At 64.0% G+C, this 26,642-nt stretch carries 25 protein-coding genes; 13 read left to right on the top strand and 12 right to left on the bottom strand.

Annotated features, from left to right (window positions below; translation table 11 throughout):
- Window positions 1–10 precede the first annotated feature (10 nt).
- A complete protein-coding gene (locus NDK18_RS17805; protein WP_250624218.1) occupies window positions 11–991 on the bottom strand; it encodes an alpha-ketoacid dehydrogenase subunit beta in 981 nt (326 codons plus the stop codon).
- Between the two features lie 11 nt (window positions 992–1,002).
- A complete protein-coding gene (gene pdhA, locus NDK18_RS17800; RefSeq protein WP_250624217.1) occupies window positions 1,003–2,088 on the bottom strand; it encodes a pyruvate dehydrogenase (acetyl-transferring) E1 component subunit alpha in 1,086 nt (361 codons plus the stop codon).
- Window positions 2,089–2,327: 239 nt separating this feature from the next.
- Here pdhA and NDK18_RS17795 point away from each other — a divergent pair, with 239 nt between their 5' ends.
- Together NDK18_RS17795 and NDK18_RS17790 are read left to right on the top strand one after the other, a co-directional pair.
- Entirely contained in the window at window positions 2,328–3,200 is an 873-nt protein-coding gene (locus NDK18_RS17795; protein WP_250624216.1) for a tryptophan 2,3-dioxygenase, read from the top strand.
- Between the two features lie 113 nt (window positions 3,201–3,313).
- Window positions 3,314–4,804: a peptide MFS transporter gene (locus NDK18_RS17790; protein WP_250628551.1), complete on the top strand. Its 1,491-nt coding sequence runs from the start codon at window positions 3,314–3,316 to the stop codon at window positions 4,802–4,804.
- A 9-nt stretch (window positions 4,805–4,813) separates the two neighbouring features.
- Here the strand turns inward: NDK18_RS17790 and NDK18_RS17785 are convergent, their stop codons facing one another.
- A complete protein-coding gene (locus tag NDK18_RS17785; RefSeq protein ID WP_250624215.1) occupies window positions 4,814–5,251 on the bottom strand; it encodes a MarR family winged helix-turn-helix transcriptional regulator in 438 nt (145 codons plus the stop codon).
- 52 nt (window positions 5,252–5,303) lie between these two features.
- Between NDK18_RS17785 and hppD the strand changes: the two genes are divergently transcribed.
- Window positions 5,304–6,428: a 4-hydroxyphenylpyruvate dioxygenase gene (hppD, locus tag NDK18_RS17780; RefSeq protein WP_425600655.1), complete on the top strand. Its 1,125-nt coding sequence runs from the start codon at window positions 5,304–5,306 to the stop codon at window positions 6,426–6,428.
- A 61-nt stretch (window positions 6,429–6,489) separates the two neighbouring features.
- Here hppD and NDK18_RS17775 read toward each other — a convergent pair whose 3' ends face one another.
- On the bottom strand, window positions 6,490–6,888 hold the full coding sequence (locus tag NDK18_RS17775; protein WP_250624213.1) for a DUF5362 domain-containing protein: 399 nt from the start codon (window positions 6,886–6,888) through the stop codon (window positions 6,490–6,492).
- Window positions 6,889–6,997: 109 nt separating this feature from the next.
- Here NDK18_RS17775 and hmgA point away from each other — a divergent pair, with 109 nt between their 5' ends.
- From hmgA to NDK18_RS17760, 3 genes are read left to right on the top strand one after another with little or no spacing between them, the layout of a single operon-like run.
- Window positions 6,998–8,296: a homogentisate 1,2-dioxygenase gene (gene hmgA / locus NDK18_RS17770; RefSeq protein WP_250628549.1), complete on the top strand. Its 1,299-nt coding sequence runs from the start codon at window positions 6,998–7,000 to the stop codon at window positions 8,294–8,296.
- On the top strand, window positions 8,296–8,949 hold the full coding sequence (locus NDK18_RS17765; protein WP_250624211.1) for a hypothetical protein: 654 nt from the start codon (window positions 8,296–8,298) through the stop codon (window positions 8,947–8,949). The genes hmgA and NDK18_RS17765 overlap by 1 nt, the downstream gene beginning before the upstream one ends.
- Before the next feature lie 21 nt (window positions 8,950–8,970).
- Window positions 8,971–9,951, top strand: a complete 981-nt coding sequence (locus NDK18_RS17760) for a fumarylacetoacetate hydrolase family protein (protein WP_250628548.1) — start codon at window positions 8,971–8,973, stop codon at window positions 9,949–9,951.
- 184 nt (window positions 9,952–10,135) lie between these two features.
- Here the strand turns inward: NDK18_RS17760 and gap are convergent, their stop codons facing one another.
- A complete protein-coding gene (gene gap, locus NDK18_RS17755) occupies window positions 10,136–11,149 on the bottom strand; it encodes a type I glyceraldehyde-3-phosphate dehydrogenase (protein ID WP_250624209.1) in 1,014 nt (337 codons plus the stop codon).
- Window positions 11,150–11,310: 161 nt separating this feature from the next.
- On the opposite strand from gap, the gene NDK18_RS17750 reads away from it, so the two are divergent.
- The 4 genes from NDK18_RS17750 to NDK18_RS17735 all read left to right on the top strand — a co-directional run bounded on the left by NDK18_RS17750 (window position 11,311) and on the right by NDK18_RS17735 (window position 15,231).
- Window positions 11,311–12,132 carry a S1/P1 nuclease gene (locus tag NDK18_RS17750; RefSeq protein WP_250628547.1) on the top strand — a complete coding sequence of 274 codons (822 nt, stop codon included), beginning with the start codon at window positions 11,311–11,313 and terminating at the stop codon, window positions 12,130–12,132.
- A gap of 19 nt (window positions 12,133–12,151) precedes the next feature.
- Window positions 12,152–13,621 carry a pyruvate kinase gene (gene pyk, locus NDK18_RS17745; protein ID WP_250624207.1) on the top strand — a complete coding sequence of 490 codons (1,470 nt, stop codon included), beginning with the start codon at window positions 12,152–12,154 and terminating at the stop codon, window positions 13,619–13,621.
- 52 nt (window positions 13,622–13,673) lie between these two features.
- Window positions 13,674–14,108: an energy transducer TonB gene (locus NDK18_RS17740; protein ID WP_250628546.1), complete on the top strand. Its 435-nt coding sequence runs from the start codon at window positions 13,674–13,676 to the stop codon at window positions 14,106–14,108.
- A gap of 118 nt (window positions 14,109–14,226) precedes the next feature.
- The gene (locus NDK18_RS17735) at window positions 14,227–15,231 is read left to right on the top strand and encodes a class I fructose-bisphosphate aldolase (protein ID WP_250624205.1); all 1,005 of its coding nucleotides are present in this window, start codon (window positions 14,227–14,229) and stop codon (window positions 15,229–15,231) included.
- A gap of 52 nt (window positions 15,232–15,283) precedes the next feature.
- Here NDK18_RS17735 and NDK18_RS17730 read toward each other — a convergent pair whose 3' ends face one another.
- A complete protein-coding gene (locus tag NDK18_RS17730) occupies window positions 15,284–16,621 on the bottom strand; it encodes a TolC family protein (RefSeq protein WP_250628545.1) in 1,338 nt (445 codons plus the stop codon).
- A 159-nt stretch (window positions 16,622–16,780) separates the two neighbouring features.
- Here NDK18_RS17730 and NDK18_RS17725 point away from each other — a divergent pair, with 159 nt between their 5' ends.
- Window positions 16,781–17,650: a hypothetical protein gene (locus tag NDK18_RS17725; RefSeq protein ID WP_250628544.1), complete on the top strand. Its 870-nt coding sequence runs from the start codon at window positions 16,781–16,783 to the stop codon at window positions 17,648–17,650.
- 30 nt (window positions 17,651–17,680) lie between these two features.
- Here the strand turns inward: NDK18_RS17725 and NDK18_RS17720 are convergent, their stop codons facing one another.
- Together NDK18_RS17720 and NDK18_RS17715 are read right to left on the bottom strand one after the other, a co-directional pair.
- Complete coding sequence (locus NDK18_RS17720; RefSeq protein ID WP_250628543.1) at window positions 17,681–18,262, bottom strand: outer membrane protein; 582 nt, start codon at window positions 18,260–18,262, stop codon at window positions 17,681–17,683.
- Window positions 18,263–18,331: 69 nt separating this feature from the next.
- Window positions 18,332–19,057: an outer membrane protein gene (locus NDK18_RS17715; protein ID WP_250624201.1), complete on the bottom strand. Its 726-nt coding sequence runs from the start codon at window positions 19,055–19,057 to the stop codon at window positions 18,332–18,334.
- A gap of 610 nt (window positions 19,058–19,667) precedes the next feature.
- On the opposite strand from NDK18_RS17715, the gene tkt reads away from it, so the two are divergent.
- Complete coding sequence (gene tkt, locus NDK18_RS17710) at window positions 19,668–21,668, top strand: transketolase (protein ID WP_250624200.1); 2,001 nt, start codon at window positions 19,668–19,670, stop codon at window positions 21,666–21,668.
- 53 nt (window positions 21,669–21,721) lie between these two features.
- Here tkt and NDK18_RS17705 read toward each other — a convergent pair whose 3' ends face one another.
- The 3 genes from NDK18_RS17705 to NDK18_RS17695 form a co-directional block, all read right to left on the bottom strand.
- On the bottom strand, window positions 21,722–22,858 hold the full coding sequence (locus tag NDK18_RS17705; protein WP_250628542.1) for a M20/M25/M40 family metallo-hydrolase: 1,137 nt from the start codon (window positions 22,856–22,858) through the stop codon (window positions 21,722–21,724).
- Window positions 22,859–22,941: 83 nt separating this feature from the next.
- Window positions 22,942–23,571 carry an HAD hydrolase-like protein gene (locus NDK18_RS17700; RefSeq protein ID WP_250624198.1) on the bottom strand — a complete coding sequence of 210 codons (630 nt, stop codon included), beginning with the start codon at window positions 23,569–23,571 and terminating at the stop codon, window positions 22,942–22,944.
- Window positions 23,568–24,746: a phosphoglycerate kinase gene (locus NDK18_RS17695; protein WP_250628541.1), complete on the bottom strand. Its 1,179-nt coding sequence runs from the start codon at window positions 24,744–24,746 to the stop codon at window positions 23,568–23,570. Before NDK18_RS17695 ends, NDK18_RS17700 begins: the two co-directional genes overlap by 4 nt.
- A 67-nt stretch (window positions 24,747–24,813) precedes the next feature.
- On the opposite strand from NDK18_RS17695, the gene maiA reads away from it, so the two are divergent.
- Window positions 24,814–25,473, top strand: coding sequence for a maleylacetoacetate isomerase (gene maiA, locus NDK18_RS17690; RefSeq protein ID WP_250628540.1), 660 nt, complete (start codon window positions 24,814–24,816; stop codon window positions 25,471–25,473).
- On the opposite strand, the gene NDK18_RS17685 is transcribed toward maiA, so the two are convergent.
- Window positions 25,455–26,564, bottom strand: a complete 1,110-nt coding sequence (locus tag NDK18_RS17685; protein WP_250624195.1) for a PilT/PilU family type 4a pilus ATPase — start codon at window positions 26,562–26,564, stop codon at window positions 25,455–25,457. The two genes, maiA and NDK18_RS17685, sit on opposite strands and share 19 nt — an antisense overlap.
- Window positions 26,565–26,642: the final 78 nt, after the last annotated feature.

Below are 26,642 nucleotides of genomic sequence, written 5' to 3'. Positions count from 1 at the left end.
CGTTGGATGCTTAGCTGACGGCGAGCGTGCGCTTGGCCGCGTCGACGATGCGTTCGACGCTGGGCAGGTATTTCATTTCCAGGCGGAACAGCGGGATGTGGGTGTCGTAGCCGGTGACGCGCTGCACGGGGGCCAGGAGGTCGTAGAAGCACTCTTCCATCAGCCGTGCAGCGATCTCGGCACCGAAGCCGGCGGTGCGCGGGGCCTCGTGGACGATCACGCAGCGGCCGGTCTTGGTAACCGACTCGGCGATGGTGTCGAAGTCCAGCGGTGTCAACGTTGCCACGTCGATCACCTCGGCACTGATGCCTTCTTCGGCCAGCGCGTCGGCGGCCTCCAGGGCTTCCTTCACCTGGGCGCCCCAGGTGACCAGGGTGACGTCGGTGCCGTCGCGCAACACGAAGCACACGTCCAGCGGCAGCGCCTCGCCGTCGTCGGGCACTTCTTCCTTGTACTGGCGGTAGATGCGCTTGGGTTCGAAGAACATCACCGGATCCGGATCGCGGATCGCCGCCAGCAGCAGGCCGTAGGCGCGCGCAGGCGAAGAGGGCAGCACCACTCGCAGTCCCGGGATGTTGGTGAACAGGTGCTCGTTGGCTTCCGAGTGATGCTCTGGTGCGCGGATGCCGCCGCCCCAAGGCGCGCGCCACACGGCAGGCACCGTCATGCGGCCGCGGGTGCGGTGGCGCAGGCGGGCGGCGTGGCAGGCGATCTGCTCCATCATCGGGTAGATGAAGCCTTCGAACTGCGCCTCGGCCACGGGCTTCATGCCCTGGACGGCCAGGCCCACCGTGAGGCCGGCGATGGTGGTTTCATCCAGCGGCGTGTCCAGCACGCGCAGTTCGCCGAATTTTTCCTGCAGGCCCTGGGTGGCGCGGAACACGCCGCCGTTGACGCCCACGTCCTCGCCCAGCACCACGACTGAATCATCGTGGGCCATTTCGTAGGCAAGCGCCTGGGTTACCGCTTCGATAAGGGTGATCTGTGCCATGAATGTTCTTCTTATCCGTGCGACTTGCGGTCGAGGTCGATGGCCTGCTGGCGCTGGGCGACGAGGTCGGCGGGGAGTTCGGCGTAGAGGTAGTCGAACATCGCTTCCACCGGCTGCGTCTTGGTCTGCAGGTAGGCGTCCACTTCTTTATCCATCCAGTCGTCGCATTCGGCCAGCCAGGCCTTCTCTTTCGTTTCGTCCCAGGCGCCCTTGGCTTCCAGCCACTTGCGCAGGCGGGGCACGGGGTCTTTCGTCCAGGCTTCCTTCACCTCGTCCTCGCCGCGGTAGCGGCGGGCGTCGTCGGCGGTGGTGTGATCGCCCAGGCGGTAGGTCACCGCCTCGATCACGCTGGCACCTTCGCCGTTGCGGGCGCGGTCCAGGGCATCTTCCATCGCCTTGCGCACGGCGATGATGTCGTTGCCGTCCACCTGGATGGTCGGCAGACCCGCGGCGATGGCTTTCTGCGCCAAGGTTTCCGCGCCGGACTGGATCTTGCGCGGCACCGAGATGGCCCACTGGTTGTTCACGATCACGGCCACCAGCGGCAGTTTCTGCGCGCCGGCCACGTTGATGGCGCCGTAGAAATCGCCCTTGGACGAACCGCCGTCGCCGATGGTGCATACGGCTACGCGCTTCTCGTTGCGGATCTTGAAGGCCAGGGCGGAACCGGCCGCATGCAGGCACTGGGTGCCGATGGGCACGCACCAGGCGAAGTCGTGCTTGGGCGCCTTGGCGAAGTCGTTGCCGCGCTCGTCGCCGCCCCAGTACATGTACACCTCGCGCGGCTGCACGCCGCGGTAAAGCTGGGCGCCGTACTCGCGGTAGCTCACCGCCAGGGAATCTTCGCGCTTCATGGCCGAGCCGATACCCACGTGGGCGGCTTCATGGCCAAGGCAGGAGGCATACGTGCCCAGCTTGCCGGTGCGCTGCAAGGCGACGGACTTCGCGTCGAACACGCGGGTGGAGACCATCAGTTTGTAGAGCTCGACCATCTGGTCGAGGTCCTTGGCAAAGGCGGGGAGATCCTTGCGGACTTCCTTGCCATCCTTGTCCAGGTATTGCAGGTATTCGATTTCGAACTTGGCGGCGATAGACACGACTCGCTCCGGATGGGGAATATTTTTTGAAGGAGGCGCCAACCCATCCAGTGGGGCCTTGCGCACATCCGCCTTCGGAAGGCCGGTTCCGTGGGGGACCGCCCTTGATATCAGGGCAATTATGACCGTTCAAGGGACACCGCAGCATCAGTCGCGTTCAATTCGACGCCAAGCCATTGTTTTTCATCAGGACGGTCAGAAGCATCGAGGGAAATGGATTGACCCGTTATATTCCATCCATGACTTCCAAACCGTCCCCCGCCGGCCCTGCCCCGACCGATCGCCTGGAACCGGGTATCGCCACCGACCTCGATGGCCGGATGACCTACGGCGACTACCTGCAGTTGCCCATCCTGCTTTCCGCGCAACAGCCGCGAAGCGTGCCGCCGCACCACGATGAGATGCTGTTCATCGTGCAGCACCAGACCTCCGAGCTGTGGTTGAAGTTGATGATCCACGAGTTGCGGGCGTCGATCGCGTGCCTGCGCACGGACGATGTCGACTCAACGTTGAAGATCCTCGCCCGCGTGAAGCAGGTGCAGCGGCAGCTGTACGAGCAGTGGGCGGTGCTGGCCACGCTTACGCCGGCCGAATACCACGAATTTCGCGAGATCCTGGGGCCGTCGTCGGGTTTCCAGTCGTTGCAGTACCGCGTGGTGGAATTCATGCTGGGCAACAAGCACGGCGATATGCTCAAAGTGTTCGCGCACAACCCCTCGGACTTCCAGGCGCTGTGCCAGGTGTACGAGGCGCCGAGCCTTTACGATGAGTTCCTGCGTTTCCTGGCCCGGCGCGGGCATGCGGTGCCGGCGGAACTGCTCGACCGCGACTTCACCCAGCCCTATCCGCGGAGCGACGCGCTGCTGCCGGCGTTGAAGCGCATCTACGAGGCTCCCCACGACCACTGGCCCGAATACCACCTGTGCGAGCAGCTGGTGGATATCGAGGAAAACTTCCAGCTTTGGCGTTTCCGCCACATGAAGACGGTGGAACGGATCATCGGCTACAAGCCCGGTACGGGCGGATCCTCCGGCGTGGCATTCCTGCGGCGGGCGCTGGAACAGACGTTCTTTCCCGAGTTGCTGGAGGTCCGCACGCAACTGGGGACGTAAGGGCCGCCTGCAGCCGGACTCGCCGTTCGTAAGATGTTGCGATGCGTCGTTGACGAAGCCTTGCCCGGCGGGTGAAGGTACGCACCGACAACAACACGGAACAGGGGATCGCCATGACCCAGGCAGCCACGGAAAGCATGCCGCCGGAATTTCCCACCACGATGGGCCACCCGCGGCCGTTGTGGATGCTCTTCATGACCGAATTCTGGGAGCGCTTCGCGTTCTACGGCATTCGATGGGCCTTGGTGCTGTACATCGTGGCCCAGTTCTTCGGTGGCGATCCCACCGGCGAGCAGCCGGCCAGCCGAACCTATGGCGCCTACCTGGCGCTGGTCTACGCCTCGGCCATCTTCGGTGGTTACGTGGCCGACCGCGTGCTCGGTTACCAGCGGTCGATCCTGGTCGGCGCCGCGGTGATGGCGGCGGGACTGTTCCTGATCGCATTCCCGGAAAAACACATCTTCGAACTGGGCCTTGCCACGGTGATCGTGGGCAACGGCCTGTTCAAGCCGAACATTTCCACCATGGTCGGCAAGCTTTACGGGGTAAGCGACGAACGCCGCGATAGCGGCTTCACCATCTTCTACATGGGCATCAACATGGGCGCGCTGATCGCGCCGGTGATCACCGAGTACCTGGCCAAGGCGGTCTTCGGCAGCCTGGACATGCCCAGCTACAAGGTGGTGTTCATGGCGTCGGGCGTTGGCATGATCATCAGCCTGTTCTGGTTCTGGTTCGGGCGCCGTGGTTTGAATAATATCGGCCGACCGCCGGCCGGCGGCGAGAGCATGAAGCGGGTCGCCTATGTGCTGGTGGGCATCGTCGCCGGCATTCCCGTGATGTACCTGTTGCTCGCCGTGGGTGCGGGTTTCCTGCAGTGGGTGCTCAGCATCCTGTTCGTTGCGCTGGCGGTATTGCTGCTGGTCGAAGGCATCCGCGAGGGGCGCGTGCAGCGCGACCGGGTGATCGCCATGTTGATCATCTTCGTCTTCAACGTGCTGTTCTGGATGTTCTTCGAGCAGGCGGGCAGTTCCTTCACCTTCCTGGCCGACAAGATCGTCAACCGCCAGTTGGGCGACTTCGTGTTTCCCACCGCGTGGTTCCAGTCGGTGAACTCGCTGGCCATCATCGGGCTTGCGCCGGTGCTGGCCTATATCTGGATCCGCATGGGTCGGCTCAATCCGTCCATCCCCCGCAAGTTCGGCCTTGGACTGATCTTCAACGGCCTGGCCTTCGCGCTCTTGATGCTGGCGCTGTCGGACATGGTGGATGCGTCGGGCAAGATCCCGTTCTGGACACTTTTCATGGTGTACGTGATCCAGTCGGTGGGCGAGCTATGCCTGTCACCGATCGGGCTTTCCATGGTGACGAAGCTCGCGCCGTTGCGCCTGGTCGGCTTCGGGATGGGTGGCTGGTTCCTCTCCACCGGCATCGGCAACAACCTGTCGGGCATCTTCGCCGGCCATGTCAGTGGCGAGACGGGCATGACCACCGCCTCGGCGCTGGATGGATACACCTTCGGCTTCTGGTCGCTGATGGGCGCTGGCGTGCTGCTGTTCCTTATCGCCCCGTTGATCAACAGGCTGATGCATGGGGTGAAGTAGACCCGCCGTTCAGGCGGAAAGTTTTTCCAGGATGCGCAGCAGCCAGGCGCGTTCCTCAGCATCCAGCACCGCAAAGAACTCCGTCTCGTGGGCGCGTGCCTGGGGAGCGACCTCGTCGTGGATGGTCCAGCCGGCCTCGCTCAGGCGCAGCACCGATCGCCGCTTGTCCTCGTCGTGGGTTTCGCGGATCACGCGTCCGGATTTGACCAGCCGGGCCAGCGCGCGGCTCACGGCGACCTTGTCCATGGCGGTGCGCTCGGCCACCTCGCGGGCCGACACATCGGGAAACCGGCCCAGCACCGCCATCACCCGCCATTCGGTCATGGAGAGGTCGAACCGGGTCTGGTAGTCCGCGGCGATGGCCTGGCTGATCGTGTTGGAGACGATCGACAACCGGTAGGGCAGGAACTGCTCCAGGGCCAGGGGGTGGTGGGCTGAGTCGGCCATCGTGTTGCGATACTCCTTGCAAATGGTTTCAAGTGAAACTATAACGTATGGTATGACGGCACGAGCCGACCTTCCCCAGGAGAATCCCATGAGCGCCCAGCCCAATGTCGGCATGCAGGTGACCACGTTCGAGAACCCGCAAGGCGTGGATGGCTTCGAATTCGTCGAATTCGCCGCACCCGATGCCAAACTCCTGCATACCCTTTTCCCCAGGCTCGGCTTCACGGCCGTGGCCCGGCACAAGTCCAAGGCGATCACCTTGTACCGCCAGGGTGAGTGTAGCTTCCTGGTCAACGAAGAACCCGGCTCGTTCGCGGCGGATTTCGCCGCCAAGCACGGCCCCTCGGCATGCGGCTTTGCCATCCGTTTCAACCGGCCAGCCGTCGATGTACAGAAGACTGCGCTGGGCAACGGCGCGGAGCTGATTCCGGCAAAGATCGACACCCTGGCCCTGCAAGTACCCACCATCCTTGGCATCGGCGGTGCCGCGCTCTACATGATCGACCGCTATGGCGCCGCGGGCGATGCCTACGAGAACGAATTTGAGTACCTGCCCGGCGTGGACCGCCACCCGAAGGGTTTCGGCCTCACCTTCATCGACCACCTCACGCATAACCTGTATTTCGGCAACATGCAGAAGTGGTCCGATTATTACGAGCGCCTGTTCAACTTCCGCGAAATTCGCTATTTCGACATCAAGGGCGCCAAGACCGGCCTGGTCTCCAAGGCGCTGACGGCGCCCGACGGCATGGTGCGCATTCCACTGAACGAAAGCGCGGATGAGAAATCCCAGATCAATGAGTACCTGCACGAGTACAAGGGCGAGGGCATCCAGCACATCGCCATGTTCACCGACAACATCTACGACTCGGTGGAGGCCATGCGCGCGCAGGGGGTCGAATTCCTCGAGACGCCGGACACGTACTTTGAAGTGATCGACATGCGCGTGCCCAACCACGGCGAGGATGTCCCGCGCCTTCAGAAGAACAAGATCCTGATCGACGCCGATACCGAAACCAGGACAAAACTGCTACTGCAGATTTTCACCCAGAACACCATCGGGCCGATCTTCTTCGAGATCATCCAGCGCAAGGGCAACGAAGGTTTCGGCAACGGCAATTTTACCGCATTGTTCGAATCCATCGAGCGCGACCAGATGCGTCGCGGCGTGCTTTAAGACGTCAACGGCCGGGTGTTTGACCACCCGGCCGTCGTCGATGCAACGGGTAGCTGCAGTATCAGTGGAACGGCATGCCGTTGCGGAACATCGCCATGAACATCGCGCCGAAGAACACGAAGTACAGCGCGAAAATGATGATGCCGATCAGGTAAAGCACCCCCTGGATCACGAAATAGGTACGAAGCTTGGACAATGCTTCCTTCATCGCCATGGCATCGCCGCTGAGCTGGGCCCGCTCGATGGCTCCGGCGGACTGCATCACCAGCACGCCGATCCAGATCGGCAGCCAGGCGACGAGGATGCCCACGATGGTGATGGCGGTCATCGCGCCCTGGATGATGAACATGATGCCGACGAACTTCATCCAGCCACTGCCGGAAGAAAGCGGGACGGCAAGATCACTCACGGTATTGGACACGGTTGTGCCGTATGGCGGCGGAGCCATGGATTCAGACATGCAGTTCCCCTTGATTTGATTTTGGTTTTTTACGCCCGTCCCTGGCTGCAACGGCGCTCGGGCACGATAGCATCCACCCTTGACGTTTTGCCAACGCATGGAACCGATGATGACCAGCACCTTGCGCTACCAATCGGGTTTCGCCAACGAATTGGCCACAGAGGCCCTGGAGGGTGTGTTGCCCCGCGGCCAGAATTCGCCGCAGCGGGTGGCCCGTGGCCTGTATGCCGAGCAGCTCACAGGCAGTGCCTTTACCGCGCCGCGCCATGCCAACCGGCGCAGCTGGCTCTACCGTATCCGTCCCGCGGCGATGCACGAGCCGTTCGGGCCGCGTGAGCATGCCCGCTTCCACAATCGCTTCCACGAGGCGCCGGCCACGCCCAACCAGCTGCGCTGGGATCCACTTCCGGCCCCGCCGGCCGATACCGATTTCGTCGACGGCCTTGTGACCTACGCCGGTAACGGCGGCGCGGACGAACAAGCCGGCTGCGGCATCTACCTGTACGCCGCCAATCGTTCGATGCAGGGCAGGTATTTTTACAGCGCCGATGGCGAACTGCTGATCGTGCCGCAGGAAGGTCGCCTGATGCTGCATACGGAACTGGGCGTCCTGGATGTAGCTCCGCTCGAGATCGCGGTGATCCCGCGCGGCGTGCGTTTCCGCGTGGATCTTCCCGATGGCACGGCCCGTGGTTATGTGGCCGAGAACTTCGGTGCCGCGCTGCGCCTGCCGGACCTGGGCCCGATCGGCGCCAACGGCCTGGCATTGCCGCGCGATTTCCTCACGCCCGTGGCGGCCTATGAGGACATCGACGGCGATTTCGAACTGGTGGCGAAGTTCCAGGGTGGCTTGTGGTCGGCGCGCATCGACCATTCCCCACTGGACGTGGTGGCCTGGCACGGCAACTACGCGCCCTACAAATACGATCTGGAGCGTTTCAACACCATCGGCTCGATCGCCGTGGATCATCCTGATCCATCGATCTTCACCGTGCTTACCTCGCCCAGCGATACCCCGGGCACGGCGAACATGGATTTCGTCATCTTCCCACCGCGCTGGCTGGTGGCCGAGCACACCTTCCGGCCACCGTATTTCCACCGCAACGTGGCCAGTGAGTTCATGGGCCTGATCAAGGGCGCTTACGACGCCAAGGCCGGTGGTTTCGTGCCGGGCGGCGCCAGCCTGCACAACTGCATGAGCGGCCACGGCCCGGATGCGGCCAGCTTCGAGAAGGCCAGCGCCGCCGATACCGGCAAGCCCGACCACATCACCGGCACCATGGCCTTCATGTTCGAGACGCGGCGGGTGATCCGCCCGGTGGCGCAGGCCCTGTCCTCACCGCAGTTACAGGGCGATTACTACAGCTGCTGGCAGAATATCCACCGGCACTTCAATCCGGAATCGTGATGAACAAGTCAGTCCTGCTTCCCGCGCTGCTGGTCCTCGGCCTTGCCGGTTGCGAAAAGGAAGCCGCCGATACCTCGCAGATGGCGCCCCCGTCGGCCGAATCCGCGGCCGCGCCTGCACCTGCGCCACCGTCCGGCCCGGCACCGGGCAGTACCGCTGGTCCGCCCGAGGGCTCGGCGATGGTGGCGCCGGTGGCGCCTGCCGATCAGCTTGGAAGTGATGTCATGGGTTTTCAGGATCTTCATTGGGGTATGACGGTTGCGGACCTGCGCGCCGCATGGAAAGCCCCGCTCACGCCAGCCACGCTCACCGATGCCAACGCCTGCGCCTTCCTGGCGCCGCCGAAGGAAAGCCGCGAGATCGCCTTCATGGTGCAGGACGGCGTGTTGAAGCGCGTCGACGTGCGCCAGGGTGACACCGTGGCCCCAGGCGGCGGCCGCATCGGCATGACCGCCAACGAGATCGCCGGGCTCTACAAGGACAAACTGGCCGTGCAGCCGAACAAGTACGCCGCCAACGCGAAAGACCTCATCGTCACACCGTCCCCGCAGGCCCAGGCGCGCATCGTCTTCCAGGCCGGCCCCGACGGCATCGTTTCGCGCTGGCACATGGGCGTGCCGCCGCAGGTGCTGTACGTCGAAGGCTGTGGCTGATCCCTCCCCAAGGAAATATTGATGAAGCTGGCATCACTCAAGGAAGGCGGCCGCGACGGCACGCTTGTCGTGGTCAGTCGCGACCTCACCACGGCCGTCACCGCCACGGGCATCGCACCCACCCTGCAGGCCGCGCTGGACGACTGGGAGAACCTCGCGCCGCGTCTGAATGCGCTGGCGGAGGACCTCGCCAACGGCAACGCGCCCGGTGCCTTCCCCCTGGATATCACCCGCCTGGCCGCCCCGTTGCCACGCGCCTACGAGTTCGTCGACGGCAGCGCTTACCTGCCGCACGTCGAACGTGTGCGGCGCGCACGCGGCGCCGAAGTGCCGGAGTCGTTCTATAGCGATCCACTGATGTACCAGGCGACCAGTGCAGGGTTCCTCGGACCCCGCGACCCGGTAGTGGTGCCCAGCGAAGATTTCGGCATCGATCTTGAAGCCGAAGTGCTGGTGGTGACCGACGACGTGCCGATGGGCGCCAGCGTCGAGGTGGCCTCCGAGCACATCCAGCTGGTGGGCCTGGTGAACGACGTTTCGCTGCGCGGCCTCATCCCCAACGAACTGGCCAAGGGCTTCGGCTTCCTGCAATCGAAGCCGCGTTCGGCACTGTCGCCGGTCCTGGTCACCCCGGACGAACTGGGCGATGCATGGCACGGCGACAAGCTGCACCTGCCGATGCGTACCTGGATCAACGGCCAATGGTTCGGCGAGGCCGAGTGTGGCGTGGACATGCAATTCAGCTTCGCCCAGCTCATTGCGCACGTGGCCAGGACACGGCCGTTGACGGCGGGCACGCTGGTGGGTTCGGGCACCATCGCCAACGAGGATACGTCCAAGGGTGCGTCGTGCCTGGCGGAACAGCGCACGGTGGAGACCCTGCGTGACGGCAAGCCGAAAACGCCGTTCCTGAAGTTCGGGGATACGGTGCGGATCGAGGTGACCGACAAGGATGGCAAGTCGATCTTCGGGGCCATTGAGCAGCCCATCGCGAAGGGATAGGCTGCTCGCTGCGAGGCGTTTCGCGCCTTAATGCTCGACCTTGATGCAGAAATGAAAACGGTAGACGTTTGGGCTGGCTGGCCTTGGCGTCTACCGTTTTTTTCTTCTGTTTAGTGAGCGGAGGTCAAACCCTTTGCTTATCCGCTCGCTGGCGCTCGCTTCGCGCTGCCGTTCGCGCAAGCGCTCACTTCGCGGCCATCAACGCCCGCGTCATGTCCAGCATGCGGTTGGAGAAGCCCCACTCGTTGTCGTACCAGGACAGCACCTTCACCAGCGTGCCACCCATGACGCGCGTCTGCGTGGCGTCGTAGATCGACGAGTGCGGATTGTGGTTGAAGTCGATCGACACCAGCGGCTTGGTGTTGGTGGTGAGGATGCCCTTCAACGCGCCGTTGCCGGCCTCCGCGATGGCGGCATCGATCTCTTCCTTCGACGTTTCGCGTTTGGCGACGAAGGTGAGGTCCACCACCGACACGTTGATGGTGGGCACGCGGATGGCGAAGCCGTCGAGCTTGCCGTTCAGTTCCGGCAGCACCAGGCCCACCGCGGCGGCAGCGCCGGTCTTGGCAGGGATCTGGCTGTGCGTGGCGCTGCGGGCGCGGCGCAGGTCCGAGTGGTACACATCGGTGAGGACCTGGTCGTTGGTGTAGGCATGGATGGTGGTCATCAGGCCGTGCACGATGCCGATCTTCTCGTGCAGCACCTTGGCCAGCGGCGCCAGGCAGTTGGTGGTGCACGATGCGTTGGAGATCACCTGGTGCGCAGCGGTGAGCTTGTCGTGATTCACGCCGAAGACGAACGTGCCGTCCACGTCCTTGTCGCCGGGGGCCGAGATGATCACCTTCTTCGCGCCGCCGGCGATGTGCGCGCCGGCCTTGGCCTTGGAGGTGAAGAAACCGGTGCTTTCCAGCACCACGTCCACTTCGTTCTCGCCCCAGGGAAGCTTGGATGGATCACGCTCGGCGAACACCTTGATGCGGTCGCCGTTGACGATCAGGTCGCTGCCGTCGACGGACACCTCGCCCGGGAAACGGCCATGCGCCGTGTCGTACTGGGTCAGGTGCGCGTTGGTCTCGGCATCGCCCAGGTCGTTCACCGCGACGATCTTTATGTCGTCGTAGCGACCCGATTCATAGAGCGAGCGCAGGATGTTGCGACCGATGCGACCGTAACCGTTGATGGCGACCTTGATGGCCATAGGGCAGCGTCCTCTTTGGGTGCGTGGTGGTTCGGATGGGCTAAGACCTCCAATTTTAGCCGGAAATGGGCCCGGGCGATGTTGTGCCGGCTTAACGCCCATACGCTCCGTCATCTGGCTGTGGCAGACTCCGCCGCCCAAGCCACCATGCAAGGCCTCCCATGCGCTCCACCCGTTTCCGCGGCGCTGTCGTCGCAGCATCTTTCGCGCTTAGCCTGGCTGCGGCTCCCGCCGCCTTTGCCTGGGGCCAGGTCGGTCACCGGATCGTGGCGAACCTGGCGCAGCGCCAGCTCGACCCCAAGGCCCTGGCCGAGGTCAAGCGCCTACTGGCCACCGAAAACGACACGGACCTGGCCGATATCGCCACCTGGCCCGACGAATTGCGCGACAACCCGGACACCAAGGAACTGGGCAAGGCCACCGCCAAGCTGCATTACGTGGATTTCAACGACCCCACCTGCGTGTATTCCCCGCCCAAGTGCCCCGATGGCCAGTGCGTGGTGGAGGGCATCCGCAAATACGTGGCGATCCTGGGCGACCGCTCAAAGTCCGACACCGAACGCCGCGAGGCCCTGAGCTTCGTCGTGCATTTCATCGGTGACGTGCACCAACCCCTGCACGCGGGTTACCGCGACGACAAGGGCGGCAACGACTTCCAGGTGCAGTTCCAGGGCAAGGGCTCGAACCTGCACAAAGTGTGGGACTCGGGCATGTTGTACACACGTAACCTGCAGTTCCAGGCCTATGCGGACCTGCTTGCAGCGCAGGGCGCGGTGACCCTGCCCAAGCCGATCCCGCCGCTGGACAACCCCTACGCCCAGTGGGCGGAGGAGTCGTGCAAGATCAGCAAAGCGCCGGGCTTCTACCCCGACAAGCACGAGATCGACGATGCCTATGTCGCCGTCGAGCGCCCGGTGGCCGAGGAACGCCTGCGCGAGGCGGGCAAGCGCCTGGCCGACGTGTTGAACAAGACGCTCGACTAAGTGTGGTAATTTCCGACAAATGACCGAACCCCAAGTCCGCCGCACCAAGATCGTCGCCACCCTAGGCCCCGCCACCGATGCGCCCGGCATGCTCGAGCGCATCATCGAGGAGGGGGTGGACATCGTCCGTCTGAACCTCTCCCATGGTGCGCCGGACGACCACCGCGCCCGCGCCGCCGCCGTGCGTGCCGCGGCCGAGGCCGTCGGCCGTGAGGTGGGCATCCTGTGCGACCTGCAGGGCCCGAAGATCCGCATCGAGAAGTTCGCCAACGGCCCGGTGGATCTTCTTCCGGGCGATCCGTTCGTGCTCGATTGCCGCCCGGGAGCGGCGTTGGGAAACGCCACGGGCGTCGGCGTCAGCTATTACGGCTTGCCGCAGGATGTCCATCCTGGCGACGTGCTGCTGCTCGATGACGGACTGGTCGGGCTTACCGTGAACGAAGTGGTCGGCACCGAAGTGCGCACCACGTGTCTCATCGGCGGCCGTCTGTCCGATCGCAAGGGGCTGAACCGCCAGGGCGGTGGCCTGAGCGTCGATGCGCTGTCGGACAAGGACCGCAACGACATCAAACTCTCGGCCGAGATCGGCTGCGACTTCCTGGCCATTTCCTTCGTGCGCAGCGCGCACGACATGGACGAAGCCCGCCGCCTGCTGCACGAGGCCGGGGGTTCCGCGGCCCTGGTGTCGAAGATCGAACGCGCCGACGCCATCCCCGTGCTCGGCGAAATCATCGATGCCTCCGACGTGGTGATGGTGGCCCGCGGCGACCTGGGCGTGGAAATCGGCGACGCGGAACTGCCCGGCCTGCAGAAGAAGATCATCCGCGAGGCGGTGCAACGCAACCGCTCGGTGATCACCGCCACCCAGATGCTGCAGTCGATGGTGGTGGCGCCCATCCCCACCCGCGCCGAAGTTCTCGACGTCGCCAATGCGGTGATCGACGGTACCGATGCCGTGATGCTTTCCCAGGAGAGCGCCGCCGGCGCGCATCCGGACAAGGCCGTGGCCGCCATGCGCCGCATCTGCCTGGGCGCCGAGCGCCAGTTCGAGCCCAACGACGCACTTTCCACCCAGACCACCCCGCTGGACCGCACCGACCAGGCCATCGCGCTGGCCGCCATGGTGTTGGCAGCCCGTATCGGCGCCCGCGCCATCATCGCGCTGACCGAATCGGGCGCCACGGCGCAATGGCTGTCGCGTTACCGGTTTTCCGTGCCGATCTACGCCTTGTCGCCGTCGGGTCCGGCCCGCCGGCGCATGTTGATGCTGCGCGACGTGCAGCCGGTGGATTTCGCCGAGAACACGCTCGATCCCGCCCATACGGCGCGTGCGGCGTTGCAGCATCTGTTCGCGCTGGGGAAGATCGCCGAAGGCGACCGCGTGATCCTTACCCATGGCGACCACTCCGGCCGTGGCGGTGGCACGAACACGCTGAAATTGCTGGTAGTGGGCGCCGACGGCATCGCCGAGAGCCTTCGCGACCTTTAAAAATTGTGGTCCGGCGCTAGACTAGAGTCCCCAGTCCAGCGCCGAGGTCGCCATGTCCACCATGTTCCCCCGCCTCGCGTTTTCCGCGTTCGTGGCCCTCGCCGCCATGCCCGCCGTGGCGCAGGATGCCAAGCACGTTTCGCCCGACCGCCTTCCCTCGTACTGGACGCTGGCCAATACCTCGGTGGATGCCGACGTTCCCAATACCGGGAGCAACCTCAACGTACCCGGTTGCACCGCCGTCACCTATACGATCGGTTCCGACGGCAAAACCTACAATGCGAAGGTCGCCAAGACGGTACCGACGAGCGATCTTGGCCCCACCGCAGTCAGCATCGTGCGCAATTTCAACTACCGGCCCAGCGGCATGAACCGCCAGGCTCAGCCGGTGAGCACGTACTACGTCGTGCAGTTCAACATGCCCACGGACCCCGCCGAGCGCGCACGCCTGACCAAGGCCTGCGACCTGGCCGGCTACCAGGGTTGATCCCACGGCCGGCTAACGGACCGTGGCTTATACTTAGCGTTTCAAGACCTTGCCGCGGGCCATTGCCGCGGCCTTCTTCCAGTGCGGCTCGAACGCCGCCCCGATCCACGGAGTTGTCATGAGCATTGAAGATCTCGAAAGCGTCGCCCAGGCCATGGTGGCGCCCGGCAAGGGCATCATCGCCATCGACGAGTCCACCACCACCATCGCCAAGCGTTTCCAGGCCATCGGCATCGAGAACACCGAGGAAAACCGCCGCGCCTACCGCGAGTTGCTGCTGACCACCCCCGGTCTTTCCGATCACATTTCCGGTGCCATCCTGTTCGATGAAACCATCCGCCAGTCCACGAAGGACGGCGTGCCCTTCACCCAGGTGATGAAGAAAAACGGGATCATCCCGGGCATCAAGGTCGACAAGGGCACGCAGGCCCTTGCCGGTTTCCCGGGCGACGTCGTTACCGAGGGCCTGGACGGCCTGCGCGAGCGCCTGCAGGAATACGCAAAGCTCGGCGCACAGTTTGCCAAGTGGCGCGCGGTGATCAACATCACCGAAGAAAACCCCAGCTCCACCGCGATCGAAGCCAACGCCCACGCGCTGGCGCGCTACGCCGCGCTGTGCCAGGAAGCCGGCATCGTGCCGATGGTCGAACCGGAAGTCATCATGGACGGCGACCACACCATCGAGGTGAGCTACGAAGTACACGAGGCGGTGCTGCGCAGCTTGTTCAACGCGCTGTACGAGCAGAACGTGATGCTGGAAGGCACCATCCTGAAGGCCAGCATGGTGATCCACGGCACCAAGTCCGCCGAGAAGGCGGATGTCGAGGAAGTGGCCGAAGCCACCGTGCGCGTGCTCAAGAGCACCGTGCCCGCCTCGCTGCCCGGTATCGTGTTCCTGTCCGGCGGCCAGAGCGACAAGGACGCCACCGCGCACTTGAACGCCATGAATCGCATGGGCCCGCATCCGTGGCCGCTGAGCTTCTCCTACGGCCGCGCCATGCAGCAGGCCGCGTTGAAGCTGTGGTCCGAAGACATCAAGGGCAACGTCGCCTCGGCACAGAAGATCGTGCACGAGCGCGCGAAGGAAAACGGCCTGGCTGCCCTGGGACAGTGGAAGGGCTAAAGGCTCCCCTGCCATCCAACGAAGAAGGCGCCCATCGGGCGCCTTCTTTTTTTCAGTCAGGAAATCTGGCGGCTTCCTTGATTGACAGGTTTAGACCGGTGGGCGGCCTTTCCAGGTCCGTCGCTTCGAGCATCCCACGTGCTGCGAACAAGCTGAGGCGGCCGAGGAACTGGGTAGCTGTCGCGTTCGCGGTTGCGCGGCGTGCGTCCAGCAGTCGTCGCTGGGAAAGGAGCGCATCGACGGTAGTCCTTGTTCCCGTGTCGAGGCCGGCCCTGGTGGCCTCAACGGACGCTCGAGAGGCTGCTTCGGCAGACTGACGTGCGTGAACGATCGACTCGTTAGACTGCTGGGCGCGTTCCAGCCGGCGAATGCTGCGCGTGGCGTCGCGAGTGGCGATCCCGAGTTCGGCCGCCGCTGCGTCCCACTGGGCATTGGCCCGGCGCACGTTGGCCGACGCGATCGCCGTTCCCATCAGTGGCATGGTCACCTGCAGGCCAAGGATCAACGATGGGCGCCGACGAAAAGGCGTCGGTGCAATTTTCTTGTTCGTAGCGATGGAAGAGCGCCCATAACGGAGCTGAAGCGACAGTGTCGGCCACCGGGCTGCCTGCGCGGCGCGCCGAGCATGGTTGGCGGCGTTCAGGCGGTGGCGCGCGGCCGTGACAGCGAAGGGCTCGTGATCAGGCGCAACGACGCGCGGAGCCTGAGTTGGCCAAAGGCGATGTATTGAGGCGTCTTCCTGTTTTGCTAAGGTCCAGCTTCGAGCGATCTGCGTCACAGCCTGCCGTGCATCATCAAGCGCCACGTCCGCTGCGAGAATCCGTGCGACTGCGGATGTCTGCTGCGCGCCTGTCTCGACTGCATCAATGCGGGGTGCCAGTCCTACTTCGAAGCGCGCCTGCGACCGTGCCGCCTGGAAGGCGAGGGCATCGCGATCGGCGATGGCGAACTGGCGTTCCTGGCGGCGCACGTCGAGAAGCGTCCACGCCGATGCTGCGCGAAGGAGCAGATCCTGTCGGGCAGCATCGCCTTCGGCGACGGCGGCCTGCGCCCTTGCCCTGGCGGCGGCCAGCGTCGACAGAGCCTCTCGATTGACAAGCGATTGCGCGATTCGCAATTCGATCGACGTCACCCATGGGCCATTGCCCTGGCGTCCACGCTCACTGCGAAGGGTCGCTTCCGGCAGCAAGGGCGCATTTGCCTCCGTGGCCTCTTCGGCCGCTTGCAATGTAAGCGCCTGGGCCTTGGCCAGCACCGGGTCGTCGTACAGCGCCGAGGTATAAAAATGCCGGGGAACGGCGGCGCTTGACTGGGCCGTTGCAGCGAACGGTATGGCAACCAGGCTCGCGGGAATGGCGAAGACGGCAAGTTTGTGCGGAAGGCGCCGCATACCCGAACTCTAGGCAATGCCATCCTTGGCGCCTGTAGGCGATCGTAGCGTCGCAACGCACAGGCTTTACGTCCGCTCTTGTCCTCGCATGCCGCACTGCGGAAAACATTGGCCTCGACAATGGTTTACATTGACGACTTCGATCAGGGAGGGCAGGGGATGAGTGATCGTATTGCGCATGCCGTACGCGCCATCGTGCTTTCGGCAACCATGTGCGTGGCGGCTGTGTGCACCGCGCAGTCCTCGCCCATCACTTCCACCAAGCCACCGCACGAAGCGGCCTGGGCCACCATCGTCGATCACGACGTTCCGCTGGATCAGCGGCATAAGGCCCTTGCGGCACTGGAAGATGACGCCGTGGACCTCGGCCCTGCCGATCTATACGTGTTGGGTTCGATCTACCATAGCGGCCGGCACTCCGGCGGCCTGCTCGATCATGCCGATGACACCAAGGCCTCGCTCTATTTCGGCAATGCCGCCACGCGTGGAAGCATTCCTGCCATGGCAAAAATGGCTGAGCTCAAGTTCGCCAGCCACGACTACCGCGAGGCGATGAACTGGGCGGAGATCTACGCGCACTACGTATTGGCAGGATCTTCCCCGAAAGACTCCGCGCGCGGCTACGCCGCCGAACTGGTCAAGCGCATCAGTCTGCATTTCGGCAACAACATCGATGACGTGATGCGCGACGTCGACGCCTATGTCGCCGCGCACGATGCACAGATACGCATCGGCGCCCGCGAAGACATGATGTTCCGCGCTGGGCAGGTGCAAGTGGACAACGCTTACCTGACCACGCCAGGGCAAACCCTGCCGCCGTTGTCGTGTATCGCGGATTTCCTTGTGGTCCTGCGAGCTAACGGCACAGTGGACCGGGCGCTGCCGATCGACATCGCGCCCGATCAGTCCATGCTCGAATCGATGGGCCACGCCCTGGCCAAGGCGCACGCGGCCGAGACGACCGACCTGTCGCCACGCTACGCACTGATGACGGTGGTGCTGGACAATGGGCGCTATCGCCCACGTTAAAGAGCCATCCCTGGCCCCGGTATACCGTGTTTAGAAGCGGTATTCGGCCTGCACCGACACCACGTCGCTGCTCAGGTCCACATGGTCCTTCTTCGCATCGTAGTAGTCGTAATTGATGCCCAGGCTCACGTTGTTACTGAAGTCATAGCCGACACCGGCACCGGCATACCAGCTGGTCTTGTCCAGGCCTTCGCGCACCGGGTTCTCATCGTTGCTGGTGCCGTGGCCCTTCCAGCCGTAGATGCCGCCGCGTGCGGAGACATACCACTGCGGTGCCACGTTGAAGCGCCCGTTCAGGCCCGCCGTCCAGCCATGCAGCTGGCTCTTGCTGCGATCGACCACGTTGTTGTCATTGAAGATGTTCTTCGCGTGGATGTTGCCCAGGTCGTTGTAGCCGGCCTCCACACCCCAGGCGAACTGCGGGTTCAACGCCCAGCGGTAGCCGATATTGCCCGTGTAGGCGGTGTCGTGGCCGTCGTAGCGGCCGTGGTCGAGCTGGGACTGGCCCACCGCGCCATTGACGAACCAGCCGTCGTTATGGGTGCTCTGGGCAAAGGCGGGTGCGGCTATGGCGCCGGCGGCGATAGCGGCAACAAGAAGGATCTTGCGCATGGAATGCTCCACAAATGAAGACAGGAAAAGAAAAACGGCCGCGACGTCACGTCGCGGCCGTGGGGTGGATCAGAAGCGGTATTCGCCGGACAGCGAGACGATGCCGGTGGAACGCTTGTAGTCAGATGCGGTGGCGCCGGTGACATCGTTGCGCAGCTTGCCGGCATTGGCGTGGAAGTAGTCGTACGCCACGCCAGCGCTGAAGTGGTCGTTGATATCCCAACCGGTACCGATACCGCCGTACCAGCTACCGCGGTGCGCGCGGCTGTCGGAGGTGAAGCCCATCGACGGATCGGCACCCTGCAGGAAGTTCTGGCGGTTGTTGTTGGCATAGAAGAAGCCGCCGTGCGCGGAGATGTACCAGCCCGGCACCAGGTTGAGCTTGCCGTTCACGCCGGCCATCCAACCACGCAGCGCGTTGGTCTGGCTGGTCTGGTTGACGTCATTGCTATTGAACACGTTGCGGACGCGGTAGTTGCCAAGGTCGGTGTAACCCAGCTCCGCACCCAGGCCCAGGTCGTTGCCGACCTTCCAGCGATAACCGCCGAGCACGCCGTAACCGGTGCGGCGATCCTGGTCGCCCTTGAAGAAATTGAAGCCGCTCTTGTCGCTGCCAAAGCCACCTTCATTGGTGCCGTTGGTGCGGCCGACATTGGCGCCGATGAACCAGTTGCCACTGCCGACGGACTGGTTGGGCATGTAGTTACCGCTGGGTGCGGCGCTGTCCTGGGCGAGGGCCGGAAGAGCGGCGAAGCCGAGGGACGCGAGGCCAAGGGCCAGTAGGGTCTTTTTCATGGGGGACATAACTCCAGATAGTTCCCGGGACGCGGGGGTTCGCGTCTCGGGCCGGGCGTATCGCTCTATGGCGATGTCGCTCCGGTTAGATGGCTCCTGCCATTTCGAATTCCACTTCGCACCGATATTTCATTAAGAATTGGTTAATCGACGCGTCGTGAAAAAGCCTTCCCTGGCACGAGGCAGGCACAAGGCCTGGCCTACGTTGCAATGGGAAATCAAGCGGGGGTTTAGCTGTTGCGCCAGGCGCGGTGTTCCGGTTACACGGTGGGGTCGTGAGCCGGTCCGAATTGTTTTTCTTCGTAAGTAAAGCGAAATCTCCGTACTTTCTTGAAAAGGCCGCGCATCGTGGGGAGCGATGCGAAACCGTGTCCACATATCGCTGGAACGGTGGCCATTAGAAAAGAACGTAGCTGAAGAGTTCGCTTACGTCGGCCTGGAAGATTAAGGCGAAGTTAAGTTCCAGGCGCCTTGGGCAAACCGATGCATCGAAGGATGCTGGATGGACGCAAGGCGATCCAAAGGTCTATCGCGCCGCTTTCGGATGCGACTTCGTCACGCTGATCGGCGACAATAAGCGCTTTACCACCGCCCTTTGGAGACCTGAGCCATGACAACCCGCCGCGAGCTTGCCAACGCCGTCCGTGCATTGTCGATGGACGCCGTCGAGGCGGCCAATTCCGGCCACCCTGGCATGCCCATGGGCATGGCCGATATCGCTGAAGTGCTGTGGAACGATTTCCTCCGCCACAACCCTTCGCACCCTAAGTGGTTCAACCGTGATCGCTTCCTGTTGTCCAACGGCCACGGTTCGATGCTGCAGTACTCGCTGCTTCACCTGGCCGGCTACGACCTGCCGATCCACGAGCTGAAGAACTTCCGCCAGCTGCACTCGCGCACCGCGGGTCATCCGGAATATTCCGAAACGCCAGGTGTCGAGACCACCACCGGCCCGTTGGGCCAGGGACTTGCTAACGCCGTGGGCTTCGCGCTGGCCGAGCAGGTACTGGCCGCGCGCTTCAACAAGCCGGGCCATACCATCGTCGATCACCACACCTATGTGTTCATGGGCGATGGCTGCATGATGGAAGGCGTCTCGCATGAAGTGGCCTCGCTGGCCGGTACGCTGAAGCTGGGCAAGCTCATTGCCATCTACGACGACAACGGCATCTCCATCGACGGCGAAGTGCATGACTGGTTCACCGACGACACCGCCGCGCGTTTCAAGGCCTACGGCTGGAACGTCATCGCCGATATCGACGGCCACGACGCCGATGCGGTCAAGAAGGCCCTGACCAAGGCCACCGCGCAGGGCGACAAGCCCACATTGCTCATCTGCCGCACCATCATCGGCTTCGGCTCGCCCAACAAGGAAGGCAAGGAATCCAGCCACGGCGCGGCACTGGGCAAAGACGAAGTGGCCGCGGCACGCAAGCAGCTGGGCTGGAACTACCCGCCGTTCGAAGTGCCCGCCGAGATCTACGCCGCCTACGACGCGCGCGAAGCCGGCGCCCGGCGCGAGGCCGAATGGAACGAAGCATTCAACGCCTATGCCAAGGCATTCCCGGAACTGGCCGAGGAGCTCAAGCGCCGCATCAGCGGCACGTTGCCGACGAACTGGTCGGATCATTCGATGGCCTTCGTGCGCAAGGTGCAGGCCGAAGGCGCAACCATCGCCTCGCGCAAGGCATCGCAGAACACGCTCGATGCCTTCGGCCCGTTGCTGCCGGAACTGATCGGCGGCTCGGCGGACCTGGCACCATCGAACCTGACCATCTGGAAGGGCTCCAAGCCCGTCAACCACCAGAGCCCGGATGCCAACTACATCCACTACGGCGTGCGCGAGTTCGGCATGACGGCCATCGGCAACGGCCTGGCGCTGCATGGCGGCTTCATTCCCTACGACGCCACCTTCCTGGTGTTCTCCGACTACGCACGCAATGCGGTACGCATGTCGTGCCTGATCCCGGCCCATTCGATCCATGTGTATACGCATGATTCGATCGGCCTGGGCGAGGATGGCCCGACGCACCAGCCCATCGAACACATGGCCACCTTGCGCCTGATCCCCAACAACAACCTGTGGCGCCCTTGCGACACGGTGGAAACCGCGGTGGCCTGGAAGATGGCCGTCGAACGCAGCCACGGCCCCTCGTGCCTGGTTTTCTCGCGCCAGAACCTGAAGCACCAGCACCGCGACGAAACCACGCTTGCGCAGGTCCAGCGCGGCGGCTACATCCTTTCCGATCCGGCAGACGGCCAGTTCAAGGCCATCATCATCGCCACGGGCTCGGAAGTGGGCCTGGCCACCGACGCGGCGGCGGAGCTCGCCAACCACGGCATCCCGGTGCGCGTGGTGTCGATGCCCTGTACCGAAGTGTTCGATGAACAGACCACCGAATACCGCGAAGGCGTGCTGCCGGCCTGGTGCCGCGCGCGCCTGGCGATTGAGGCAGGTGTGGTCGACTACTGGCGCAAGTACGTGGGCCTGGACGGCGACGTGATCGGCATGACCACCTTCGGCCTGTCGGCTCCGGCCAACCAGCTGTTCGAGCATTTCGGCTTCACCGTGACCAACGTGGTGGAGAAGGTGAAGAAGCTGGTTGGTTGATACGAAGCGGGGTCGGCGTTGAATGCCGACCCCGCAGCACATTGGCCGCCACCCTAGTCGTTGGCCAGTTCCACCGCGAACGCCGTGGCCAGCCGGGCGAATTTGATGGCATGGTTCGCATGGCCCCCAAAGGTTTCCACGGTATCGCGTGGGGTGTGGATCGCCCGGTTGGCATCGCGCATGCCTGATTCGAACGGCATGGATGCGGGATAACCTTCTGCGAACCACGAGGCATGATCGGAGCACCCGTAGCCGCAGCGATCGCGGCCGATGCGAAGCGCCGGCAGGTAGGTGCGCGCAAGATCCGCGACGAAGTCGTTCTGTCCCGCGTCGGTGTAGTCCGTCATCAGGTAGACGTCATCGGCGCTGCCCTGGTTGGCGGTCATATCCAGCTGCATCATGCCCACCACGTTGGCGCCACGCCGCCGGTAGTCCGCGGCTACCTGGCGCGAGCCCAGCAGGCCGCCTTCCTCGCCAGCGTGCGCGATGAAATGGATGCTGCGTTTAGGCCGGTAACCGGATTCCACCATGGCGCGCAGTATTTCGGTGGCGGTTGCCACGCCTGACGCATCGTCGTCGGCTCCAGGGGCGGAGCCGCGGGGATCGTTCTGCGCGAGGGATGACGTGGAATCCAGGTGCGAGCCGATCACGATGATCTCGCCGGGCCGTTCGCTGCCTTCGATGCGCGCGATCACCGTCGATTGCGGCGCGTTTGGCAGAGGCAGCGTGGACACGGTGATGTCGTCGCGCCCTTCGGCGATCGAGCGCCACTGGCCGGCCGTGGCGTTGCTGGCGGCCACGCCTGCTTCCGAGCGGTAATGGCGGTTGGGTGTGTTTGTGGAGAGTTGCTCGATCATGGCCAGCAGGCGGCCAGGATCCAGGCGTGCCATCACGGCGCCGACGTTGGCTGCATCGTCGATCTTTCGCGTTAACGCCTGACGGAGCGTGGGTGACTTGAGCTTTGCCATCCATTGGCGGAAATCCGCTTCGTCGGCATGTTGCACCAGCCCACCGCAATGGCCGGTGTCATGGTGAAGCCGCGCGGAAAGTGCGTCCATGGCGTGGGGCGCCATGCGTTCGAGCACCACGCCGCTGCCGTCTGGCGTGGCATGGGACACCAGGATGTCAGGGGCGGCGAGTGACAGGCCCGGCGCAAAGGCCAGGGCGAGGGCGAGCAGGCGTACTTGCATGGGAAGGCTCCATAACCCGCGAAAGGCGGGGAGCCACTATGCGCAATGCTTTGGCGGTGCCGCTGTAAGCGGCACCGCCTTTCTCAGGTAAGTCCCGGCAGCTCCGATGGGTGGCTGGCAAGCTTCGCAGCGCCCGCCTGGGTCAGCTCCGCCTCGTCGCCGAACCCCCACAGTACGCCTACGCTTGCGATGTGGTTGGCTACTGCACCTTCGATGTCGAAGCTGCGGTCACCGACCATCACCGTCGATTCGCGCGGGCTGGCGAAATCCTCGATCGCCGCTGCGATCATGCTGGCCTTCTGGCTGTGCGCGCTTTCAGGTCCTGGCGCATAGACCCGCTCGAAGAGATGCCCGAAGGGCAGGTCGGCAATGATGCGCTCGGCGTGGTTGCGGATTTTGCTGGTGACTACGGCCAGCCGATCACCCCGGGCATGGATGGCGGCCAGCGCCTCGGGGATGCCGTCATACACGCGCCGCTGCTGCCAGCCATGTTCGGCGAAATACACGTGGTAGTGCTTCACTGCCTGCTCGACCCTTTCGGCATCGAGCAGGGCGCCGAAGTTCTGGCGAAGCGGCGGCCCGATCCACGCCCGCAGTGCCCTCTCGTCAGGCACGGCGGTATCGAGCTTGCCCAGTGCGTAGCGGATGCCACCGAAGATGCCGGGCTCCGAATCGATCAGCGTGCCGTCGAGGTCGAACAGGCAAAGCGTCACTGGCCGCCCCGCGCCTTCAGCGCCGCCACGGCGGGCAGTTCCTTGCCTTCGAGGAACTCAAGGAAGGCGCCGCCGCCGGTGGAAATGTAGGAAACATCCTTTTCGATGCCGTACTTGTCCACGGCCGCCAGCGTGTCGCCGCCGCCGGCGATGGAGAACGCTTTCGACGAAGCAATGGCAAGGGCCAGCGTTTCGGTGCCCTTGCCGAAGGCGTCGAATTCGAACACGCCCACCGGACCGTTCCACACCACCGTGCCCGCCTTGGCAATCATTTGTGCGTAGCGCGCAGACGTTTCGGGCCCGATATCCAGGATCAGGTCGTCATCGCCTACCTCGGTCACGCCTTTCACCGTGGCCTTGGCATCGGCGGAGAACTTGTCGGCTACCACCACGTCCGTAGGAACGGGAACATCGGCGCCACGCGCCTTGGCGTCGGCCATCACTTTCCTGGCCGCATCCAGGAGGTCCGCCTCGTACAGCGACTTGCCCACCTTGTGGCCGGCCGCGGCGATGAACGTATTGGCAATGCCGCCGCCGACGATCAGCTGGTCGATCTTGCCTGCAAGGTTCTCCAGCAAGGTGAGTTTGGTGGATACCTTCGAACCCGCCACGATCGCCAGCAGCGGGCGGGCCGGGGCCTCCAGTGCCTTGCCCAGTGCGTCGAGCTCGGCCGACAGCAGCGGGCCTGCAGCGGCCACCGGGGCGAAGCGGATCACGCCATGGGTGGAGGCCTGGGCGCGGTGCGCGGTGCCGAAGGCATCCATCACGAACACATCGCACAGCGCCGCGTACTTGCGCGACAGCGCTTCATCGTCGGCGCCTTCGCCCACGTTCATGCGGCAGTTCTCCAGCACCACCACCTCGCCTTCGGCCACGTCCACGCCATCGAGGTAGTCGCGCACCAGCCGTACCTTTCCGCCCAGCTGGTTGCCGAGCCACTCGGCCACGGGGGCGAGCGACGACTCGGGATCGAACTGGCCCTCCTTGGGGCGGCCCAGGTGCGAGAGCACCATCACGCGGGCGCCAGCGTCCTTCGCGGCGCGGATGGTGGGAAGGGAAGCATCCAGGCGCTGGGTGGAGGTGATCTTGCCGTCCTTCACCGGTACGTTGAGGTCTTCGCGGATCAATACCCGCTTGCCGTGGAGGTCGAGGTCGCTCATGCGGGTGACGGACATTGCGAAAGCTCCAGCGGTCGGGGAAAACCGCTATTGTCTGGACCCGCCGACCTCAACGCAAATGCCCATGAACCCTTCACCTATCCTGTACAGCTATTGGCGATCCTCCGCGTCCTATCGCGTGCGCATCGCCCTGAACCTCAAGGGCATCGCCTACGAGATGCGCCCGGTGCACCTGGTGGCCAACGGTGGGGAGCATCACGCGGAAGCCTACCGGGCCTTGAACCGGCAGGAACTCCTGCCGACCCTGATCGACGGCACGGCGGTGCTGACGCAGTCGCTGGCGATCATGGAATACCTGGAGGAAACGCGGCCGGAGGTGCCCTTGCTGCCCGCCGATCCACTGGGGCGGGCCCGCGTGCGCGCCCTGGCCCAGGCCGTGGCCGCGGACGCGGCCCCGCTGACCAACCTGCGGGCGCTCAATGCGCTAAGCACACAACTGGGCGCCAGCCAGGAACAGCGAGTGGCCTGGACACGTCACTGGATCACGGTCTGTTTCGATGCGCTGGAAGGCATGCTCGCCGGCCCCGGTGGGCACTTCTGCCACGGGGATGCGCCGGGGATGGCCGACGCCTGCCTGGTGCCGCAGGTGTACAACGCCCGGCGCTGGAACGTGCCGATGGAGCGCTATCCCGCCATCGTCCGCATCGACGCGAACTGCGCCGCACTTGAAGCGTTCGCCAGGGCCGCGCCCGAGGCGCAGCCCGATTACACGCCGATGCCGTAAGGGTCGCTGGAGGCGAACTCGTTGCCTGTCGCGCCTTCGGACAGGCGGATCTTCAGGGCCAGGCCATCGCGGGAATCGGCCTTGTTGAGGGCTTCCTCCAGCTCGATCTGGCCTTCGCGATACAGGCGGTAGAGCGATTGGTCGAAGGTCTGCATGCCTTCCTGCAGCGAGCGGTCCATGGCCTCCTTCACCTCGTGGATCTGGCCGCGGCGGATCATGTCGCGGATCAACGGGGTGTTCAGCAGCACTTCGGTGGCCGGCAGGCGGCGGTTGTCCTTGCCCAGCACCAGGCGCTGGCTGATCACCGCGCGCAGGTTCAGCGACAGGTTCATCAGCACGTTCTTGTGTGCCGATTCGGGGAAGAAGTTCAGGATGCGCTCGAGGGTCTGGTCGGCATTGTTCGAATGCAGCGTGGCCAGGCAAAGGTGGCCGGTTTCCGAGAAGGAAATGGCCGCTTCCATGGTTTCGGTGTCGCGGATTTCGCCGATCATGATCACATCGGGCGCTTCACGCATCGCGTTCTTCAGCGCCTCGTGGTAACTGTGGGTATCCAGGCCCACTTCGCGCTGGTTCACGATCGACCGCTTGTGGCGGTGCAGGTATTCGATGGGATCCTCGACGGTAAGGATATGCCCGGAGCTGTTCTGGTTGCGGTGGTCGAGCATGGCCGCCAGGGTGGTGGACTTGCCCGAACCGGTGGCGCCCACGACCAGGATAAGCCCGCGGGGCTCCATGATCAGGTCGCTGAAGATCGACGGCAGTCGCAGCTCGTGCACGCTGGGGATGTCATTCTTGATGGCACGGATGACCATGCCCAGCTCGCCGCGCTGCTTGAACACGTTGATGCGGAAGCGGCCGGCTTCCTTCACGGCCAGGGCCATGTTCAGCTCCAGGTCGCGCTCGAACTGGGGGACCTGGCCTTCGTCCATGAGGGAGTAGGCGATTTTCTTCACCATGCCGCTGGGAAGGCCGGTATTACCCAGGGGATAGAGTTTGCCTTCGACCTTGATGTTCACGGGAGCGCCCGTGGTCAGGAACATGTCCGACGCGCCCTTGTCTACCATCAGCTTCAGGAAATACCCAATATCCACGCCTTGCCCCCGTATTGCATTGCATTCGATGTTTAGGCCTGCCCACAATATCGACCATACCAAGCAGAACTGTAAGAG

Origin of the sequence: Pinirhizobacter soli, from assembly GCF_015905305.1 — a bacterium.
GTDB classification, from domain to species: Bacteria; Pseudomonadota; Gammaproteobacteria; order Xanthomonadales; family Rhodanobacteraceae; genus Pinirhizobacter; species Pinirhizobacter soli.
This window is presented reverse-complemented; position numbering and strand designations above follow the sequence as displayed.

Coding starts and splice junctions, on each gene's coding strand:
- NDK18_RS17805 (WP_250624218.1), bottom strand. CDS start 991: ATGGCACAGATCACCCTTATCGAAGCGGTAACCCAGGCGCTTGCCTAC.
- NDK18_RS17795 (WP_250624216.1), top strand. CDS start 2,328: ATGACTTCCAAACCGTCCCCCGCCGGCCCTGCCCCGACCGATCGCCTG.
- NDK18_RS17790 (WP_250628551.1), top strand. CDS start 3,314: ATGACCCAGGCAGCCACGGAAAGCATGCCGCCGGAATTTCCCACCACG.
- NDK18_RS17785 (WP_250624215.1), bottom strand. CDS start 5,251: ATGGCCGACTCAGCCCACCACCCCCTGGCCCTGGAGCAGTTCCTGCCC.
- hppD (WP_425600655.1), top strand. CDS start 5,304: ATGACGGCACGAGCCGACCTTCCCCAGGAGAATCCCATGAGCGCCCAG.
- NDK18_RS17775 (WP_250624213.1), bottom strand. CDS start 6,888: ATGTCTGAATCCATGGCTCCGCCGCCATACGGCACAACCGTGTCCAAT.
- hmgA (WP_250628549.1), top strand. CDS start 6,998: ATGACCAGCACCTTGCGCTACCAATCGGGTTTCGCCAACGAATTGGCC.
- NDK18_RS17765 (WP_250624211.1), top strand. CDS start 8,296: ATGAACAAGTCAGTCCTGCTTCCCGCGCTGCTGGTCCTCGGCCTTGCC.
- NDK18_RS17760 (WP_250628548.1), top strand. CDS start 8,971: ATGAAGCTGGCATCACTCAAGGAAGGCGGCCGCGACGGCACGCTTGTC.
- gap (WP_250624209.1), bottom strand. CDS start 11,149: ATGGCCATCAAGGTCGCCATCAACGGTTACGGTCGCATCGGTCGCAAC.
- NDK18_RS17750 (WP_250628547.1), top strand. CDS start 11,311: ATGCGCTCCACCCGTTTCCGCGGCGCTGTCGTCGCAGCATCTTTCGCG.
- pyk (WP_250624207.1), top strand. CDS start 12,152: ATGACCGAACCCCAAGTCCGCCGCACCAAGATCGTCGCCACCCTAGGC.
- NDK18_RS17740 (WP_250628546.1), top strand. CDS start 13,674: ATGTCCACCATGTTCCCCCGCCTCGCGTTTTCCGCGTTCGTGGCCCTC.
- NDK18_RS17735 (WP_250624205.1), top strand. CDS start 14,227: ATGAGCATTGAAGATCTCGAAAGCGTCGCCCAGGCCATGGTGGCGCCC.
- NDK18_RS17730 (WP_250628545.1), bottom strand. CDS start 16,621: ATGCGGCGCCTTCCGCACAAACTTGCCGTCTTCGCCATTCCCGCGAGC.
- NDK18_RS17725 (WP_250628544.1), top strand. CDS start 16,781: ATGAGTGATCGTATTGCGCATGCCGTACGCGCCATCGTGCTTTCGGCA.
- NDK18_RS17720 (WP_250628543.1), bottom strand. CDS start 18,262: ATGCGCAAGATCCTTCTTGTTGCCGCTATCGCCGCCGGCGCCATAGCC.
- NDK18_RS17715 (WP_250624201.1), bottom strand. CDS start 19,057: ATGAAAAAGACCCTACTGGCCCTTGGCCTCGCGTCCCTCGGCTTCGCC.
- tkt (WP_250624200.1), top strand. CDS start 19,668: ATGACAACCCGCCGCGAGCTTGCCAACGCCGTCCGTGCATTGTCGATG.
- NDK18_RS17705 (WP_250628542.1), bottom strand. CDS start 22,858: ATGCAAGTACGCCTGCTCGCCCTCGCCCTGGCCTTTGCGCCGGGCCTG.
- NDK18_RS17695 (WP_250628541.1), bottom strand. CDS start 24,746: ATGTCCGTCACCCGCATGAGCGACCTCGACCTCCACGGCAAGCGGGTA.
- maiA (WP_250628540.1), top strand. CDS start 24,814: ATGAACCCTTCACCTATCCTGTACAGCTATTGGCGATCCTCCGCGTCC.